Origin of the sequence: Sphingobium sp. CR28 (assembly GCF_052327305.1) — a bacterium.
GTDB lineage: Bacteria > Pseudomonadota > Alphaproteobacteria > Sphingomonadales > Sphingomonadaceae > Sphingobium.
The window spans coordinates 1,219,666-1,237,433 of sequence record NZ_CP182486.1; the positions used below are offsets into that span (position 1 = coordinate 1,219,666).

The following is a 17,768-nucleotide window of genomic DNA, read 5'->3' on the forward strand; positions in this document are numbered from 1 at the left end:
CCAAATGGGGGTTAGATGGAGCAGATGACGGTCGCGCCGGTTCGGGTCTCCTGGTGGCGGCATCTTTATGTTCAGGTGTTAATCGCGATCGTGCTGGGCGTGGCGCTCGGCGCTCTTGCCCCGCCTTGGGGCGGCGCGATGAAGCCTCTGGCCGACGCCTTCGTGAAAGCGATCAAGATGGTGATCGCGCCCGTCATCTTCCTCACGCTCGCCTCGGGCATCGCGCATATGCGCGGGCTGGGCGAACTGGGCCGGGTTGCGCTGCGCGCGCTCGGTTATTTCATCATCGTCTCGTCCTTCGCGCTGTTCATCGGGCTGGTCGTGGCAAACGTCGTGAAGCCCGGCGCCGGGCTGGGCGTCGATCCTGCGTCTCTCGATGCCTCGGCAGTCAGCGAATATGCGAGCGCAGCCGCGCATAACTCTCTCAGCGCCTTCCTGCTGGACATCATCCCGACGACTCCGATTTCCGCGCTCACCGAAGGCTCGATCCTTCAGGTGCTGTTCGTCGCTATCATCACTGGTGTCGCTCTGGCGCTGATGGGGGATGCCGCCGCGCCGATCGTGCGGGCGACGGACCAGCTCGGCGCACTCGCTTTCCGCATCGTCGCGCTCATCATGCGCGCCGCGCCCATCGGCGCATTCGCGGCCATGGCCTTCACAATCGGACATTATGGCATCGGCGCGCTTGCCAATCTCGTGACGCTGGTCATCACCTTTTACGTCACGTCTGCGCTTTTCGTGCTGCTCGTGCTGGGCGCCATCGCGCGCTTCACGGGTTTTTCCATTGTCAGGCTTATCGCCTATCTCAAGGCCGAGTTGCTGCTCGTGCTCGGCACCTCCTCGTCGGAAAGCGCATTGCCCAGCCTGATGAAGCGGTTGGAAGATGCCGGATGCGCGCCGGGCATCGTCGGTCTCGTCGTGCCTCTTGGCTACAGCTTCAACCTCGATGGGACGAACATCTACCTCACGCTCGCCGCTCTGTTCATCGCGCAGGCCTGCGGCATCGATCTCAGCTTGGCCGATCAGCTCGGGCTGATGGCCGTCGCAGTCATCTCCAGCAAGGGCGCGGCGGGCGTCACCGGCGCCGGCTTCATCACGCTGGCTGCCACCCTGGCAGTAGTGCCCAGCGTGCCGGTCGCCGGAATGGCGCTGATCCTGGGCGTCGACCGGTTCATGAGCGAGTGCCGCAGCCTCACCAATTTCATCGGCAATGCCGTTGCGACCATCGTGATCGCACGCTGGGAGAAGGAACTGGATCGCGATGCGCTCGATCGGGCGCTGAGCGGTCGTCCTGCCCCCGTCACACCGTAGATCGGCCTGCTTGTGCGGGCACCCGCGACGTCTTACATTCGCGCCATGACAGCCCATGCGCACAAGCATAACGAACCGACTGGCGACCAGCTTGCCGTTGCGGCGCGAACGACCCTTGAAGCCAATGGCGAGCAGTGGACGGATATGCGCGCCGATATCTTCGCGGTTTTGACTGCGGAGGAGAAGCCGTCTTCAGCCTATGACATTGCGGACAAGGTCTCGCAGCGTCGCGGCAAGCGCGTGGCACCCAACAGCGTGTATCGCATCCTCGATCTGTTCGTGACCAATAATCTCGCCCTGCGGGTCGAGAGCGCCAATGCCTATATCGCCAATGCGCATCCCGGCTGCCTGCACGATTGCATCTTCCTCGTCTGCCGGAACTGTGGGGAAGCGACGCATATCGACGACGACACTCTCACCGGCAAAGTGCGGGGCGTCGCGGCGCATGAGGGCTTCACGGCGGAGCGCCCGGTGATCGAGGTGCTCGGCACCTGTGCCAAATGCGGATAGGCCGCCGTTCCAGCGCGACGGAATGAGGCCCTCTGACCGAGCGATCCTGTTCGACATGGCAGACGCAAGGCCTTATGTCGGGTCGATGGACCAAAGCACCACGCCCCTGCTCGATCAGGTCAATGTTCCGGCGGATCTTCGCACCCTCACGCCCGATGCTCTGCCGCAACTGGCGGACGAGCTGCGTCGCGAGACCATTTCCGCAGTCGGGACGACAGGCGGTCATCTGGGCTCGGGGCTTGGCGTCGTCGAGCTGACGGTCGCGCTACACTATGTGTTCAACACGCCGGACGACAAGCTCATCTGGGACGTGGGGCACCAGTGCTATCCTCACAAAATCCTCACGGGGCGTCGCGACCGTATCCGCACGCTGCGGCAGGGCGGCGGTCTCTCGGGCTTCACCCGGCGCGCCGAGAGCGAATATGATCCCTTCGGTGCCGCCCACAGCTCCACCTCCATCAGCGCGGCTTTGGGCTTCGCCATCGCGAACAAGCTGGCGGGCAAGGCGGGCAAGGCAATCGCGGTCATCGGTGACGGCGCCATGTCTGCCGGCATGGCCTATGAGGCAATGAACAACGCAACGGATGCAGGCAATCGCCTTGTCGTCATTCTCAATGATAATGACATGTCGATCGCGCCGCCGGTCGGCGGGCTCTCGGCCTATCTCTCGCGCATCGTGTCCAGCCGCGAGTTCCTTTCGCTGCGCGAGGTCTTGAAGCGCCTCGCTCGCAAGCTCCCGCGCCCGCTCCACTCCGCCGCCAAGAAGACGGACGAGTTCGCACGCGGTATGGCCATGGGCGGCACGCTCTTCGAGGAGCTGGGCTTTTATTATGTCGGGCCAATCGACGGCCACAATCTCGAGCAGCTGATTCCGGTCCTGGAAAATGTGCGGGACGCCGCAGAAGGCCCGTGCCTCATTCATGTCGTCACTAAGAAGGGCAAGGGCTATGGCCCGGCGGAGGCAGCGGCCGACAAATATCACGGCGTTCAGAAGTTCGACGTCGTCACTGGCGAACAGGTGAAGGCGCCGGCGGGTCCGCCGAGCTATACCAACGTCTTTGGCAATGCGCTGATCGCGGAAGCGCAGCGCGACCCGACCATCTGCGCGATCACCGCTGCCATGCCCTCAGGCACTGGCCTCGACAAATTTACGCAGGCTTTCCCCGAGCGCGCCTTCGATGTCGGCATTGCCGAGCAGCATGCTGTCACCTTCGCGGCCGGGCTCGCCGCGCAAGGGATGCGTCCTTTCTGCGCGATCTACTCCACCTTCCTGCAGCGCGCTTACGACCAAGTGGTGCATGATGTGGCGATCCAGAACCTTCCCGTGCGCTTCGCGATTGATCGCGCCGGGCTGGTCGGCGCGGACGGCGCGACACACGCTGGCAGCTTTGACATCGCCTATCTCGCGACCTTGCCCAATATGGTGGTGATGGCAGCGGCCGACGAAGCGGAGCTGGTCCATATGGTCCACACCGCCGCCTGCCATGACGATGGCCCGATTGCGCTGCGCTATCCGCGCGGCAATGGCATCGGCATCGCCCTGCCGGAAACGCCACAGCGGCTCGAAATCGGCAAGGGCCGGATGGTTCGAGAGGGCAAGACGGTCGCGATCCTCTCTCTCGGCACCAGACTGGAGGAGGCCCTCAAAGCCGCCGACCAACTGGAAGCCAAAGGCCTTTCCACATCGGTCGCGGACCTGCGCTTCGCCAAGCCGCTGGACGAGGCGCTGATTCGCCGTCTGCTCGCCACACATGAAGTGGCCGTCACGATCGAGGAAGGCGCAATCGGTGGGCTGGGCGCGCATGTGCTTACGCTTGCGAGCGATCAGGGCCTCATCGACACGGGTCTCAAGCTGCGGACAATGCGCCTGCCCGATATATTCCAGGATCACGACAAGCCGGACCTGCAATATGCAGAGGCCCGCCTCGACGCGGACGCAATCGTGGAAACGGCGCTGTCCGCCTTGCGGCATAACAGCGCCGGGGTCGAAAGCAGCGCGCGCGCCTGAGGCGCGAACGTCGCCTACTCGGTCAGAAAGTGAAGGCGCTATGCTCGCCCGCTTCGCCGGGCTCGATGGTCTTGCCCGTCATCAGCTTGAAGTAGCCGGTGACGCCCATATCGGCTTTCCATAGCTCGACATCGCCTAGGTCGTAGCGCAGCACGAGCAAATTCGGATCTTGTCGTCCGCCCTCGAACCAGGCTTCGATCGGGTTGGACCACAGGCGGTCGATGACCGTCTGGTCGGTCTCCTCGACCAGCGTGCCGGATATGCAGGCGAAGAGGTCATGCCCTTTGCCCACGAACTGCGCCATGGCCGAACCACCCGCTGCTAAACGCGAATCCTTGCTGGTAAAGAACCAGAAGGCGCCGCCCTTTTCCGGGCCCATCTCCTTGTCGAGAATGGCCGTCATCGGGATCGCATGATCGTGCGCGGCGTCGAGCCGCACCATGAGATACGGGCTTTTGGAGAGGCCAGTCCAGAATGTCTCGCGCAGGTCTTCGCTCATCGGTCAAAACTCCTTGCTTTGCCCTTCCAACGAGGAAGGGCGCGCAAGGTTGCGACCAATGGGACGAAACGTGACTTACCGCGCGAGGCTTACTGCCCCCCGGCGCTTCCTGCAGTGACGCGAGCGAACTGCCCATCGCCTTCAGGTGCGGCGATGATATCCTGGGTGACGGCACCCTTATCCACCACCTTGGTCTCCGGATCGCCCACTTCGGAGCGGATGCCGGCCTGCGCGACCGACCGACCGGCCTGATCGAGCGCGGAGGTCTCGCCGGGGCTGCGCGGCGCCGTGCCGCCAAACATGGCGTCCAGCGCTTGCTGCTGGGTGGTGCTCTGTTGGCTCGCGGCCGTGCCGGGCGCGGGCGGAACCAGCGCGAAGTCGGGCGGGATCACCAGCGGCGGCTGACGCGAGACAGCCATTTCGTCGGGGCGGTCGCGATTGAACAGGCTCGTGCCGCCGCAGGCCGAGAGAATGGTCGGCAGGGCAAGAACGAACACGAGATGGGTCTTACGCATCCTTGGGAGTCTCCTTGGGCGCCTTCTCGCCCAGCAAAAGGGCGCGTGCAAGCAGGATCAGCACGCCGAAGGTAATCGCGGCATCCGCGAGGTTGAAGATGAGGAACGGCCGCCAACTGCCGATGTGGAAATCCGCATAATCGATGACGAAGCCGAGCCGCACGCGGTCGATGATGTTGCCGATCGCACCGCCGAGCACCAGCCCCAGCCCCATCGCGTCCGCCCGCGCCTTTTCGCGCCACAGCCAGACCGCGACGAACGTGGCGATGGCGGCGGTCAGCCCGACCAGAAGCCAGCGCATCAGATGCGTTTCGGCATAGAAGAAGCCCATCGAGACGCCGCGATTCTCCGTCCATGCGAGATTGAAGAAGGGCAGCAGCTCGATGCCCTGCGGCCCGCGCGAAGGCAGCGCCAACGTGTAGGTCACGAGATATTTGATCGCCTGATCGACGAACGCGACGCCCGCCGCGAGGGCCAGCGCCGGGCCGCGATGGAGGCCAGCGAGACTCACGCGTGGTCTCCGCAGGACACAAGGCAAGACGCTCCAAAAATAAACCGTTCGCCCTGAGCCTGTCGAAGGGCTGCTCTTATCTTCAAAGAAGAACGGGGCTTCGACAAGCTCAGCCCGAACGGGAGGGAGGACTTCACCAATCTCATGCCAGCACCTCGTCACAGCGGTCGCACAGCGCGCCATCCTTGGTCACTTCCGGCAGATGGCGCCAGCAGCGGCCGCATTTGTGCTTCGTGGTGGGCGTTACGGACACGCTGTCCCCACCTTCCCGGATGCTCGCCACGATGCTGATCTCGGCAAAGTCCACTCCCTCGGGCACGGCCGGCATCGTCACGTCCGCCTCCAGGCTGGAGCGGACGATCTTCTCCCGGCGCAGCGGCTCGATGGCCTCGGTCACCTGAGTGCGCGCTGAACGGATCGCGGCCCACCGCGTGCCCAGCGCCTCGTCGCGCCAGCCCGCGTCCACGTCCGGCCAGACCAGCATATGCACGGAGCCGTCCTCGCTCGGATAGCGGCTCTGCCACACTTCCTCGGCCGTGAAGGGAATGACCGGCGCGGCATAGCGCACCAGCGCGTGGAAGAGATGATCGAGCACCGTTCGATAGGCGCGGCGCTTTTCCGTCTCTGCTCCGCTCGCCGGGTTCACATCGCAGTAGAGGCAATCCTTGCGGATATCGAAGAAGAAAGCCGAGAGATCGTTATTGGCGAACTCACTGAGCGCGCGGGTATAGCGGCCGAACTCCAGCCAGCTCTCGCTCTTGCGGTCGTCCACGATCGTCTTGAGTTCCGCATCCAGCTCCGCGAGGCGGTGGAGCATATAGCGCTCCAGCTCCGGCATCGCGCCCGTCGCCAGCCGGTCCTTCTCGTCGAAGCCATCCAGCGCACCCAGCATATAGCGGAAGGTGTTGCGCAGTTTGCGATAGGTGTCGGACGCGCCGGCCAGCACTTCCTTGCCGATGCGCACATCGTCGAAATAGTCGGTCGAGGCGGCCCACAAGCGGAGAATGTCCGCACCGCTTTCACCGATGATCTTGAGCGGATCGACGACATTGCCGAGCGATTTGGACATCTTGCGGCCCTGCCCGTCGAGCGCGAAGCCGTGAGTCAGCACTGCGTCATAGGGCGCCCGGCCGCGCGTGCCGCAGCTTTCAAGCAGCGAGGACTGGAACCAGCCGCGATGCTGGTCCGACCCTTCGATATAGAGGTCCGCGCGAACGCCTTCGCCATAGCGCGCCTCGACCACGAAGCTATGGGTCGAGCCTGAATCGAACCACACGTCGAGAATGTCGTTCACCACCTCATAGTCGGCGAGGTCGTAATCCGGCCCAAGCAGCGCCTGATGATCCGCGCCGAACCATGCGTCCGCTCCGCCCTGCCGGAACGCCTCGACGATCCGCGCATTGACGGCCGGATCATTAAGATACTCGCCGGTCTGGCGATGCACATAGAGCGCAATGGGCACGCCCCAGGCGCGCTGGCGGGAGATCACCCAGTCGGGCCGATCCGAGACCATCGCGTTGATGCGGTTCTTCGAGCGCTCGGGCACCCAGCGGGTATGGGCGATGGCATCCAGCGCCACTTCGCGCAGGGTCGGCCCATTGGTGAGCGGCGCGGCGGCATTGACACCGAGCGCGATGCCAGCGCCGACGCCAGCCAGCGGCGCGATCTCGACATCGGACGCCTTTGCCGCGCGGTCCATCGGGATGAACCATTGCGGCGTGCAGCGATAGATGATCCGCGCCTTGGACCGCCAGCTATGCGGATAGCTGTGGCGGAAGTCGCTGGCGGAAAGCAGCGCGCCCGCTTCGCGCAGATCGGTTAGGATCGGACCGTCCGGGCCGTTGAACTTGGTGTTGATGACGCTGCCCTGTCCAGCCAGCCACAACCAGTCGTCGCGATAGAAGCCCGCGTCGTTCACCGCGAACACCGGATCGATGCCGACCGCTTTGCAGGCAAGGAAATCTTCCTCGCCATGGTCCGGCGCCATATGGACGAGGCCGGTGCCGGCGTCCGTGGTGACATGCGGCGCGGCGATGAACGGGCGGGGACGATCGAAGAAGTTCAAACTCTTAAGCCCCTCCCCTTCAGGGGAGGGGTTGGGGTGGGGTTTAACCCCAAGCGCTGCGCCATCCGGCGAGCCCCCACCCCCGGCCCCTCCCCTAAAGGAGAGGGGTGAGGAAAGGCGGCCTGCCATTGGGTGCCGGGCAACGGCGCCGGCGAGGTCGGCGCCGTTGCCACGCCACAGCTCAAGAGAGGCGTGAAAAAATGCTTCACTGTCAAATCCGGCGGCCCGTAGTTGGGCAGTTAGGGCTGCCGAAACGCGTTGTTCAAATTGACCCTTTAGGTCCGACGCGATCAGAAACTTTTTCCCGAGTAGCTTCAGACCCGGGTTGTTGTGGCTCGCTGTTTCCTGCTCGCCCCATCCGCCCACTCCGACAGAAGAAGTTTGAATAATAACATACTCAACCTCCTCCCCATAAGCGATCGCCTGGTTCACAGGGATCGTCCACGGAGTCGTCGTCCAGATCACCGCATGCGCGCCGACCAGCTCGGGCGCATTCGGCGCCTCGGTGATCTCGAACGCCAGATCGATCTGGGTGCTCGTCACATCCTCATATTCGACTTCCGCTTCCGCAAGGGCGGTCTTCTCGACCGGTGACCACATCACCGGCTTGGCGCCGCGATAGAGCTGGCCCGACTCCGCGAACTTGAGCAATTCGCCCACGATCGTCGCCTCGGCCTCATACTTCATGGTGAGATACGGATTGTCCCAGTCGCCCATGATGCCGAGCCGCTTGAACTGCTCGCGCTGCACGCCCACCCACTTGTCCGCATAGTCGCGGCATTGGGCGCGGAATTCCTGCGGGGGAACCTCGTCCTTGTTCAGCTTCTTCTTGCGATACTCTTCCTCGATCTTCCATTCGATGGGCAAGCCGTGGCAGTCCCAGCCGGGCACATAGGGCGCGTCCTTGCCAAGCAGCGACTGGCTGCGGACGATGATGTCCTTCAGCACCTTGTTCATGGCGTGGCCCATGTGAATGTCGCCATTCGCATAAGGCGGGCCGTCATGCAGGATGAAGCGCGGCTGGCCGGCACGCTGTGCGCGCAACCGGCCGTAGAGATCCTTGTCCTCCCAGCGCGCGAGAATCGCCGGCTCCTTCTGCGCAAGGCCGGCCTTCATGGGGAAGTCGGTCTGCGGCAGGAAGACGGTGGACTTATAGTCTTGGGTGTCTTGGCTAGGTGCGTCGGTCATTGGCAGCAGTTCATCGCACACCCGTTCGCCCTGAGTAGCCATCGAGCCTGTCGAGATGGCGTATCGAAGGGTTATGCTTCGATACGGGCCTTCGCACGCTCAGTCCCTACTCAGCACGAACGGAGATAAGGAAAAGGAAGCGCCGCCCTATCCGAGCGGCGCCCTCTTGCCAAGAATTTGCGGCGCTCAGCCCGCAGGGACTTCCGCGCCCAGGCCGGTCCAGCTGCCCTCGACCAGAAGTTTCAAGGCCCGCAGATCGCGATTGATGAGTTTGATGTCCGCCGAGAAGCGCTCCTCGTCCATGCCCGGCTGGCGGAAAAGGGTGAGCACCACTTCGGCGCCCTCGCCATTCCGGACCACGCGCAGCGGCACATGCACCGGATCACCCTCGCCCGTGTCGACGACATGATCCATGATGCCGAAATCATTCTGCGGCGTGAAGCGGATGCGGATCGGCCCTTCGACGCCCTCCGCCTCCCAATGCTCCCCCGCAGGACGCAGATCGCTCTGGGACAGGCCCGCCGCCCAGAGCGGAAACACCTCCGGCCGCCAGATGCGCTCATAGAGCGTCTGCCAAGGCAGGGCGATGGAGATGCTAAAGGTTCGGGCTGGCAGCATGATTGGGCTCCGAGGCGCGCGCTTTGACCGAATTCTAGGCCGAATCGCGAGACAGGATGGCGCGCGCGCGGGCCACATCATCCGCCATCTGCGCCTTGAGCGCATCCAGCCCGTCGAATTTCGCTTCGCCGCGCAGCCGCTCGATGAGCGAGACCTCCACTGTCTGGCCGTAGAGATCGCCGGAAAAGTCGAACAAATAGGTTTCCAGAAGCTCCTTGGGCGGATCGAAGCTGGGGCGAATACCGAGATTGGCCGCGCCATTCACCACGCTGCCGTCCGCCAACCGCGCCCGCACGGCATAGATGCCATAGGCCGGGCGCAGATAGCCGCCCAGCGCCATGTTCGCCGTCGGGAAACCAAGGTCGCGACCGCGCTTGTCGCCGTGGATCACGTCCCCCTCGATCGCGAAGGGCCGGGTGAGCAGCGCCTCCGCCTCCCCGCAATCGCCTGCCTGCAGCGCCGCGCGGATGCGGCTCGACGAGATGATGTCCCCGCCTGCGTCTTTCACCGGCGCCACGGCTTCGCAGGAAAGGCCCATTGCCGCGCCGAGCTCGGCAAGTTGCGCCACAGTGCCCGCGCGCCCCTTGCCGAAGGTGAAGTCCTCGCCCGTCACCACGCCAGCCGCGCCAAAGTCGCGAACGAGCATCGTGACGAACTCCTCAGCGCTCCGCGAGGCAAGCGCCCGATCAAACCCGAATACCAGCATCGCGTCTGCCCCGGCGCCGGCAAAGAGACGCTCGCGCTGCTCCAATGTGGTCAGGCGAAACGGCGTCGAATTGGGCTTGAAGAAGCTCGCCGGATGCGGATCGAACGTCGCGACGATGGTCGGCCGGCCTTCAGCCCGCGCACGCGCGACGGCGCGACCCACGACCGCCTGATGGCCGAGATGAAATCCGTCGAAATTGCCGAGCGCGATCCAGCCCCCGCGCAGATGCGCGGGCATGACCCCATCGCTTGTGAGCCGCTCCATGGAGCCGGGCTATAGGCAGCGGCCGGACGAGAGGCAATCGTCCGACGTTCGCGCGTCCTCAGGGAAAAAGCGGCGGCTGGGCGATCAGCGCTTCGGTTTCCATGATCTCGCGCGCCACTGTTAGGCTGCGCGGCTCGCTTTCCCCGGCGAGGAAGCCCAGAAGATCGGAATTGAGCCTGTCCGGCGCGGTCGCGAAAAGGCCATGGGGCTCGCCCTCATACTCCACATATTGCGCTTGAGGGAGCGCCCGCACGGCCGCACGCGCCGTCGGGTCGATCGGCACTGTCTTGTCCGATGTGCCGTGAATGATGAGCGTCGGCACATCGAACGCGGGCAGATCGGGCCGGAAGTCCGTGCGGCTGAATGCATCCACGCAGGCCAGAGTGGCGAGCGGGCTTGCCATGCTGCCCAGAACGAAGCTCCAGTCCATGATGCCCTGGCTCACCGGGCGGGAAATAAATCCCTGCCCATAAAAGGTCTTGGTGAAGCTCTGCAGGAAGGCGAAGCGATCCGCCCGGATTTGCGCCTTCATGTCGTCGAACACGTCCGGATCGACGCCATCGGGATTATCCTCGCCTTTCAGCAGATAGGGCACGACCGAGGCGATCAGCGCGACGCGGGAAACCTTTGCCGACCCATATTGGCCAAGATAGCGGGCAATCTCCCCGCCGCCCATCGAGAAGCCCACAAGCGCGGCCTTGTCGATCTCCAGCGCATCCATGACGTCCGCAAGATCATGGGCGAACCAGTCATAATTATAGCCCGTGGCCGGATGTCCGGACTGGCCGAAGCCGCGCCGGTCATAGGTGATGACGCGATAGCCCGCCTCCAGCAGCGCGAGCGTCTGATATTCCCACATGTCGCCGGTGAGCGGCCAGCCGTGAATGAGGATGACCGGATCGCCGCTGCCCATGTCCTTGACGTGAAGCTGGGTTCCGTCGCGGGTCTTGATGTGCATGGGTGAGCTCTCCGGGGGATTATGTATTCCCCCAAAACGCGCACCGTGCGGGCGCGTTCCACCCGATCCGTGCTGCGCCGCGCGCTTAGCCGTTTTTGCGGCGGAACGTGCGGTAGCTATAGGCCGGGCGGCCGTCCGCCGCCGCATGATCCTCGCGGGCGACTTCGGCCCAGTGGACAGGATCGGGCGCGTCGATATGCGCGTCGCCCTGGGGCGCGACATCGACCTGGGTCAGTTCGATACGGTCCGCGAGAGGCAGGAAGAGACGATAGATTTCCGCGCCGCCGATCACTGAAATCACGGGCGCGTCAGCAAGCGCTGCGAGCGTTTCCTCGACGCTGTGAACGACATCGGCACCTTCGGCATGCCATGCCCGATCGCGCGTCACGACGACATGCCGGCGGCCCGGCAGCAGACCCGGCAGGCTCTCGAAGGTCTTCCTGCCCATGACCATGGGCGTGCCCATGGTCATCGCCTTGAACCGCTTGAGGTCACCGGGAAGGTGCCAGGGAATAGTCCCCTCCGCCCCGATCACGCCATTGTCGGCGCGGGCCAGCAACAGCACGATCTCGGGCCGGTTGCTCGTCACTCGGTTGCCGGTCACTGGCCGGTCAGCCGTGTCACATGGCCCATCTTGCGACCGGGCCGCGCCTCATGCTTGCCGTAGAGGTGGAGATGCGCGCGATCGTCCGCCAATATGCCGGACCAATTGCTGGCCGCCTCGCCAATGAGATTCTCCATAACGACACCGGGCGCAGTGCGCGCCGTTGAGCCCAGCGGTAGCCCGCAAATCGCGCGGATGTGATTCTCGAACTGGCTGGTGACCGCGCCTTCGATCGTCCAGTGGCCGCTATTGTGGACGCGCGGCGCCATCTCGTTGAAGATCGGCCCAGCCTCTCCGCAGAAAAACTCGAGCGTCAGCACGCCGACATAGTCAAGCGCTTCGGCAACCTGCGCGGCGATCGCCCGTGCGGCCTCTGCCTGCGCGAGAACGGCATCGTTGGCCGGGACAGTGGACGTAGCGAGGATGCCCGCCTCGTGCACGTTGAGCGGCGCGTCCCAGAAACGGATCTCGCCGGCCTGACCGCGCACGAGAATGAGCGAGAACTCATGCTCGAAGCGGACGAAGCCTTCCAGCACCGCCGGCTGCCCGCCAATATCCGCCCACGCCGCATCGAGCGCGGCGCTGTCTGCCCGCATGATGCGCGATTGCCCCTTGCCGTCATAGCCGAAGCGCGCGGTTTTGAGGATCGCCGGTGCGCCCACCTCCGCCACTGCCCTGTCCAGCTCATCACGAGTGGAGACAGGCGCGTAGGGCGCTGTCGTGCCACCCAGTTCCGCCACGAAGCCTTTCTCCAGCAGACGGTCCTGCGCGATGGCAAGGGCGCGGCCGCTCGGCCGGACGTGACCAGACGCGGCAAGCAGATCCGCCGTGGCGCCCGGCACATTTTCGAACTCGTAGGTAACGATATCTACCGCAGCTGCGAAGGCCTGAAGCGCCGTCTGATCGTCATAGGCTCCGCGCGTCCAGGTGCTTGCTACGTCAGACGCCGGGCCGCTCTCCTCGGGCGCGAACACATGCGTGCGATAGCCCAGCTGCGCGGCGGCGACGGCAAGCATCCGGCCAAGCTGTCCGCCACCAACAATACCGATGGTCGCGCCGGGCGGCGTGACAGTCATGGAACCGCCAGCCATCCGCTTAGCCCTCCGGGCTTTCGCTCACCGATTCGGTCTGGGCAGCGCGCCAGGCATCCAGCCGCTCCGCCAGCGCGGAGTCGCCATTGGCGAGAATCGCGGCAGAAAGCAGGCCCGCATTTGTCGCGCCGGCCTTACCGATCGCGAGTGTGCCAACCGGGATGCCGCCGGGCATCTGGACAATCGAAAGCAAGCTGTCGAGGCCGGAAAGCGCCGCGGATTGCACGGGAACGCCCAGCACCGGCAGCCTTGTCATGGCCGCCACCATGCCCGGCAGATGGGCCGCTCCGCCCGCCCCGGCGATAATGACCTGCAAGCCCCTGTCCGCCGCACCCTTGGCATAGGCCACGAGTCGGTCCGGTGTGCGGTGGGCTGAAACGACTTTGGTCTCGTGCGGCACACCCAGCTTGGTCAGCACTTCGCTGGCGTGACGCATCGTCTCCCAGTCGGAGCGTGACCCCATGATGATGCCGACTTTTGGCGCCTCTGTCCGCTCAACGCTCATTTACGCGCCCTCTGCCCGTCAAAGACCGCCCCTTAGCCATCGCCCCGCATGGAGACAACCGTCCAGTCGAGCATATGAAGAGGCGAGCCGCTTCGACTCTCCCTTGTGGAATCATCAAACCGATATGTATGTTGCACTGCAAAGCAAATAACTGGGTTGCTCCTTGGCGGAGAACTAAATGGCAAGCAGCACTGTGCGGGCCGTCTTGCGCGATATCGCGACAGACGACACGCTTCCGTTACGATTGGAAAATCAGGCGTTACGTGAGGAAATCGCGCGTCTGCGTATCCTTAACGACGAGCTGGAACGCGTTGTCGTGCGTGATACGCTGACGCCGCTGTTCAACCGTCGGCATTTTATTAACTGCCTTACCGAGCGACTCGGCAGACTTCAGCGCTATGGCACGCAGACCGCGCTGGTCTTCATCGATGTCGACGGTCTCAAGGGCATCAACGATCTGCACGGACATGGCGCGGGCGACGCAGCCCTCAATCATGTCGCCCGCGTCATCGCGCAGGATGTCCGCTCCACGGACGTCGCCGCCCGAATCGGCGGAGACGAGTTCGCGCTCCTCTTTGACGGCATGGACGATGCGGCCGCCCACGCGAAAGCGGCGCGGCTGGTTCAGCTGATCGCCAGCGAGCGGTGCGAGTTCCACGGGTTCAGCCTGCCAATCACGGCATCTTTCGGCTGCACCGTTCTTCAGCTGGGCGACAACGACTTCGCGGCAATCGCGCGCGCGGATACGGCGATGTATGCCGCGAAGAAGCAGGCGCGGGGCTGAGCCGGTGGCTCAGCGTTCCGAGAGATAATAGCGGTCGAGCGCCGATAGGTCGTCCGCAAGCTCGTACACGATCGGCTGACCGGTTGGAATTTCCAGACCCGTAATCTCTTCGTCGGAAATGCCGGAGAGGTGCTTCACGAGCGCACGGAGCGAGTTGCCGTGTGCGGAAATCAGCACGCGCTTGCCTGCGCGCAGCTCGGGAGCGATTCGCTCTTCCCAATAAGGCAGCACCCGCGCGATCGTGTCTTTGAGGCTCTCCGTCTGCGGAATGGGGATGCCCGCGTAGCGCAAGTCGGCGGAGAGATCCCAGGGAGACCCCGCCTCGGGCAGCGGCGGCGGAATATCGAAGCTGCGCCGCCAGATCTTCACCTGATCGTCACCGTGGAGGGCAGCGGTCTCTGCCTTGTCGAGGCCAGTGAGGCCGCCATAATGCCGCTCGTTGAGCTTCCAGCTCTTCTCAGTCGGCAACCACAGCCGGCCCATCGCTTCCAGCGCGAGGTTGAGCGTCTTGATCGCGCGCGTCTGATAGCTGGTGAACGTCAGGTCGAAATCGACGCCCTTGGCCTTCATCAGCTCGCCCGCGGCCCAGGCCTCCTCCCGGCCCTTTTCGGTCAGGTCCACGTCCCACCAGCCGGTGAAGCGGTTTTCCAGGTTCCAGGCGGACTGGCCGTGGCGGATGAGGACGAGCGTGGGCATGGATGACGGCTCCGGTCTGTGAAAGGTCGGTCTCGTGGGCCTGATAACGGCTATTCGATGTCATGCAACTTGTCGGTCTTCCGCCCGTTCGCCATGGAAGGTGGAGCGATCATCAGGAGCGAACGTCCCATGGCCATTACCCGCACGATCCACATGCATGACGGCCCCGGAGGTCCATTCGAATCGATGGCAGTGGGCGATGCCGATGCAGGTCTGCAGCCCGGCATCCTGTTCTTCCCGAATTTCTTCGGCACCAAGGAGTGGGATTTCGCAAAGGCAGAAGTGCTGGCGGGGCTCGGCTACAAGGTGCTCGTCGTCGACTATTACGGGCAGGGCAAGCGCGGAACGGACATGGAATCCTCCGGCAAGCTGCTACAGGAATTCATGGCTGATCGTGCCTTGGTGAAGCGCCGCGTTCTGGACGCGCTGGCCGAGCTGAAAGCGCTTGCCGGTGTCGATGCGGGCAAGCTTGGCACTATCGGCTTCTGCGCGGGCGGCAAGTGCGTGCTCGATCTCGCGCGCGCAGGCGGCGACATACTGGCAGGCGTGTCCTTCCACGGCGTCTATGATCCGCCGCCCTTCCCCAATGCGTCGATCACCGCGAAGTTGCTCATCTGCGATGGATGGAACGACAAGCTGAACCCGCCGGAGGCCAAGGTGGCACTGTGCGAGGAATTGACCGCCGCAGACGTCGATTGGCAATTCATCGCCTATAGCCGCACGGGGCATGGCTTCACCGCCAATGGAACACCGCTGAACGAGGACCGCAGCTTCGGTTTCCAGCCGGACACGGATCGCCGCAGCTGGGCGGCAATGACCGCTTTCCTGACCGAAACTTTCTAAGCGCGACGAGGGAGCACCCGCCGGAGGCGCCCCTCGTTCATTCACGCAATGGCCGGCTGCACCTCGGGCAGAGCATCCTGCTTCACGGCCTCACGCGCATGCACCTCGGCAAGCCACGCCATATAGGGCGCGGTAAGGAACCGAAGCCCCGTTCCGGCGAAGCCCAGCGCAAGGAGCAGCGCCAGACCGAGGCCGACACTGCTGCTGGCAACGATCACAGCGACTGCGGCGGTCAGGAACGATAGGCCAATGGCCGTCTCTGGCAGCGTCGTGGAGATGATCGAGGCCAGCATGGACGCGCCATTGCCGCTCAGCGCGAATTTGGGCGTGCGGCGCCAGGCAAGACGCTTTTTGGAGAGGCCGGCGATCGCCGCGACGAGCACCACATAGCTGAGCGACATGCGGGCGATTTCGCCGCGCACCGCGCCCTTGAGCGTTGGGCATCCGGCCAGACGATAGCGGTGAGCAGTACGGACAGCCCAGTTTACGGCACCGATGAACAGCAGTGGCCAGACCACGTCAGGCACGGTGATCGGATCGGCCAGACCTGTGGCCACGCCGATCGCTACGGCAGCCGCGCCGACGACGCCGCTGACCAGCGCGAACAGGGTGCGAACCGGCGCTACACAGCGCAGCACCTCGAGCAGCTTAGTCCAGCCCGGCATGGGAGCGGCAAGCGGGGACGGCAGGAACAGGCGCCAGTGACGGCGCAACTGCTGTACCGGGCCAGCCGTCCAGCGGAAGCGCTGCTTCTTATAGTCGTCGAACGTCTCCGGGATCAGACCACGACCGAAGGTCTCACCGAAATACAGTCCTTCATAGCCGCACGCACGCAGCCGCACGGACACTTCGGAATCTTCGGTCAGGCACCATTCGGCCCAGCCACCGGCCTGACGCAGACCTTCTGCTCGGATGAGGCACATGGTGCCTATGGTGAAGGCGCCGCCATATTCGCTGACACCGGGCATATCGACCTTGTTGGACGGCATATATTCCCAGTAGCAGCTATCCAGATAAGTGCTTTCCTCGTGCTCGCGATAATCGTGCGGCGTCTGGATGTAGCCGATCCGCTTGTCAGCGAAATAAGGCACCAGACGCGAGAGGAAGTCTGGCCGGGAAAGATAATCCGCGTCGATCACGCCGATCAGTTCGGCATCAGGCGCCATCACGCCCATCAAATAGTTGAGCGCCCCGGCCTTCGCGCCGGGCAGCGGCGAAACATGGAAGAAGCGGAAGCGCTCCACGCCAAGTTTCCGGTTGAGCACGTCGCAATAGGCTTCCAGCGGGCGCCACAGTCGCTCGTCCTTGGTGTTGTTATCGCAGACGAGAACCTCGAAGTTGCTGTAATCCAGCGCCGCGAGGCGATCCATCGTCTCCTTCACCACCTCGGGCGGCTCAGCATAGCAGGGAAGCTGGATGGACACCTTGGGGGCATAGGCATGTGTCTGCGTCTCGCCGCGGCCTGTGGGCAAGCGCCAGATTTCGTGGCTGAGCACGGCTTCGCGCGCGATCCGCTCGATGAAGCTGAAACCGAAGAAAACCACGCTACCGGCAAGCCCGGTCACGGCAAGCACCTCCAGCACTGGCGAAAGATCGGCTTCCGCGATGAACAGCGAGGCCCAGAGCGCCGAGATCGACATGGTGGCAATGTCCACCACCAGCGTGATGATGCCGGGCATCGAGAGGCGATGCACGAAATGGCCTGTCACGGCGATAGCGCCCAGCGTGAGAATGAAGACGGGCAGAATATCCACGATCCCGCCGAAGAGGACGCCAGTGATCGCGAACGCGAGGACGAAAGCTCCAGCCAGTTCCAGCACTTCATGAGAGGCTGGCCGGGCGACCTTGTGCGGCGCCGGGACTGCGCGAGCAGTCAGCAGGGCAGCCAGCAATGACATGATCGCCAGGAAGACAAGCGATGAATCTAGCGCGGCGCGCGAAAATTCGAGCACGAATAGACCCTCTGTTTGATTTGGGGACGAGCTCTCCGTCTCTTTCCCACCAGGATATGGTTATTACACCACCAGCATCACAATGGCTGGATTGTGCAACCGCTCACGCGGCAAAAGGTTCATTTCCTGCCGTTGCTTGA

The 17,768-nt window shown here is 63.9% G+C and carries 17 protein-coding genes; 5 read left to right on the forward strand and 12 right to left on the reverse strand.

Features of this window, described 5'->3' with window-relative positions; genetic code table 11:
- Positions 1 to 15 precede the first annotated feature (15 nt).
- From dctA to dxs, 3 genes are all read left to right on the forward strand, one after another.
- Positions 16 to 1,311 carry a C4-dicarboxylate transporter DctA gene (gene dctA, locus ACNAOH_RS05700; protein WP_443971793.1) on the forward strand — a complete coding sequence of 432 codons (1,296 nt, stop codon included), beginning with the start codon at positions 16 to 18 and terminating at the stop codon, positions 1,309 to 1,311.
- A 45-nt stretch (positions 1,312 to 1,356) separates the two neighbouring features.
- Complete coding sequence (locus ACNAOH_RS05705) at positions 1,357 to 1,821, forward strand: Fur family transcriptional regulator (protein WP_443971794.1); 465 nt, start codon at positions 1,357 to 1,359, stop codon at positions 1,819 to 1,821.
- A gap of 85 nt (positions 1,822 to 1,906) precedes the next feature.
- The gene (gene dxs / locus ACNAOH_RS05710; RefSeq protein ID WP_443972056.1) at positions 1,907 to 3,829 is read left to right on the forward strand and encodes a 1-deoxy-D-xylulose-5-phosphate synthase; all 1,923 of its coding nucleotides are present in this window, start codon (positions 1,907 to 1,909) and stop codon (positions 3,827 to 3,829) included.
- Between the two features lie 22 nt (positions 3,830 to 3,851).
- Here dxs and ACNAOH_RS05715 read toward each other — a convergent pair whose 3' ends face one another.
- From ACNAOH_RS05715 to purE, 10 genes are all read right to left on the reverse strand, one after another.
- Positions 3,852 to 4,328: a pyridoxamine 5'-phosphate oxidase family protein gene (locus ACNAOH_RS05715; protein WP_443971795.1), complete on the reverse strand. Its 477-nt coding sequence runs from the start codon at positions 4,326 to 4,328 to the stop codon at positions 3,852 to 3,854.
- Positions 4,329 to 4,417: 89 nt separating this feature from the next.
- Positions 4,418 to 4,843: a DUF3035 domain-containing protein gene (locus tag ACNAOH_RS05720; protein ID WP_443971796.1), complete on the reverse strand. Its 426-nt coding sequence runs from the start codon at positions 4,841 to 4,843 to the stop codon at positions 4,418 to 4,420.
- A complete protein-coding gene (gene lspA, locus ACNAOH_RS05725; RefSeq protein WP_443972057.1) occupies positions 4,836 to 5,321 on the reverse strand; it encodes a signal peptidase II in 486 nt (161 codons plus the stop codon). Before lspA ends, ACNAOH_RS05720 begins: the two co-directional genes overlap by 8 nt.
- Before the next feature lie 175 nt (positions 5,322 to 5,496).
- Complete coding sequence (locus ACNAOH_RS05730; protein WP_443971797.1) at positions 5,497 to 8,607, reverse strand: isoleucine--tRNA ligase; 3,111 nt, start codon at positions 8,605 to 8,607, stop codon at positions 5,497 to 5,499.
- A 186-nt stretch (positions 8,608 to 8,793) separates the two neighbouring features.
- Positions 8,794 to 9,225 carry a polyketide cyclase gene (locus ACNAOH_RS05735; RefSeq protein WP_443971798.1) on the reverse strand — a complete coding sequence of 144 codons (432 nt, stop codon included), beginning with the start codon at positions 9,223 to 9,225 and terminating at the stop codon, positions 8,794 to 8,796.
- A gap of 34 nt (positions 9,226 to 9,259) precedes the next feature.
- Positions 9,260 to 10,195: a bifunctional riboflavin kinase/FAD synthetase gene (locus tag ACNAOH_RS05740; RefSeq protein ID WP_443971799.1), complete on the reverse strand. Its 936-nt coding sequence runs from the start codon at positions 10,193 to 10,195 to the stop codon at positions 9,260 to 9,262.
- Positions 10,196 to 10,253: 58 nt separating this feature from the next.
- Positions 10,254 to 11,153, reverse strand: a complete 900-nt coding sequence (locus ACNAOH_RS05745; protein WP_443971800.1) for an alpha/beta fold hydrolase — start codon at positions 11,151 to 11,153, stop codon at positions 10,254 to 10,256.
- Between the two features lie 85 nt (positions 11,154 to 11,238).
- Positions 11,239 to 11,757, reverse strand: a complete 519-nt coding sequence (locus ACNAOH_RS05750; RefSeq protein ID WP_443971801.1) for a dihydrofolate reductase — start codon at positions 11,755 to 11,757, stop codon at positions 11,239 to 11,241.
- Positions 11,754 to 12,833 (reverse strand): 5-(carboxyamino)imidazole ribonucleotide synthase, encoded by a 1,080-nt coding sequence (locus ACNAOH_RS05755; RefSeq protein ID WP_443972058.1) that lies wholly within the window; start codon positions 12,831 to 12,833, stop codon positions 11,754 to 11,756. The genes ACNAOH_RS05750 and ACNAOH_RS05755 overlap by 4 nt, the downstream gene beginning before the upstream one ends.
- A gap of 19 nt (positions 12,834 to 12,852) precedes the next feature.
- Positions 12,853 to 13,353, reverse strand: a complete 501-nt coding sequence (gene purE, locus ACNAOH_RS05760; protein WP_443971802.1) for a 5-(carboxyamino)imidazole ribonucleotide mutase — start codon at positions 13,351 to 13,353, stop codon at positions 12,853 to 12,855.
- 178 nt (positions 13,354 to 13,531) lie between these two features.
- On the opposite strand from purE, the gene ACNAOH_RS05765 reads away from it, so the two are divergent.
- Positions 13,532 to 14,137: a GGDEF domain-containing protein gene (locus ACNAOH_RS05765; protein WP_443971803.1), complete on the forward strand. Its 606-nt coding sequence runs from the start codon at positions 13,532 to 13,534 to the stop codon at positions 14,135 to 14,137.
- 9 nt (positions 14,138 to 14,146) lie between these two features.
- On the opposite strand, the gene gpmA is transcribed toward ACNAOH_RS05765, so the two are convergent.
- Positions 14,147 to 14,833: a 2,3-diphosphoglycerate-dependent phosphoglycerate mutase gene (gene gpmA, locus ACNAOH_RS05770; RefSeq protein WP_443971804.1), complete on the reverse strand. Its 687-nt coding sequence runs from the start codon at positions 14,831 to 14,833 to the stop codon at positions 14,147 to 14,149.
- Positions 14,834 to 14,962: 129 nt separating this feature from the next.
- On the opposite strand from gpmA, the gene ACNAOH_RS05775 reads away from it, so the two are divergent.
- Positions 14,963 to 15,676 (forward strand): dienelactone hydrolase family protein, encoded by a 714-nt coding sequence (locus ACNAOH_RS05775; protein ID WP_443971805.1) that lies wholly within the window; start codon positions 14,963 to 14,965, stop codon positions 15,674 to 15,676.
- A gap of 41 nt (positions 15,677 to 15,717) precedes the next feature.
- Here the strand turns inward: ACNAOH_RS05775 and ACNAOH_RS05780 are convergent, their stop codons facing one another.
- Positions 15,718 to 17,628: a glycosyltransferase gene (locus ACNAOH_RS05780; RefSeq protein ID WP_443971806.1), complete on the reverse strand. Its 1,911-nt coding sequence runs from the start codon at positions 17,626 to 17,628 to the stop codon at positions 15,718 to 15,720.
- Between the last annotated feature and the right edge of the window lie 140 nt (positions 17,629 to 17,768).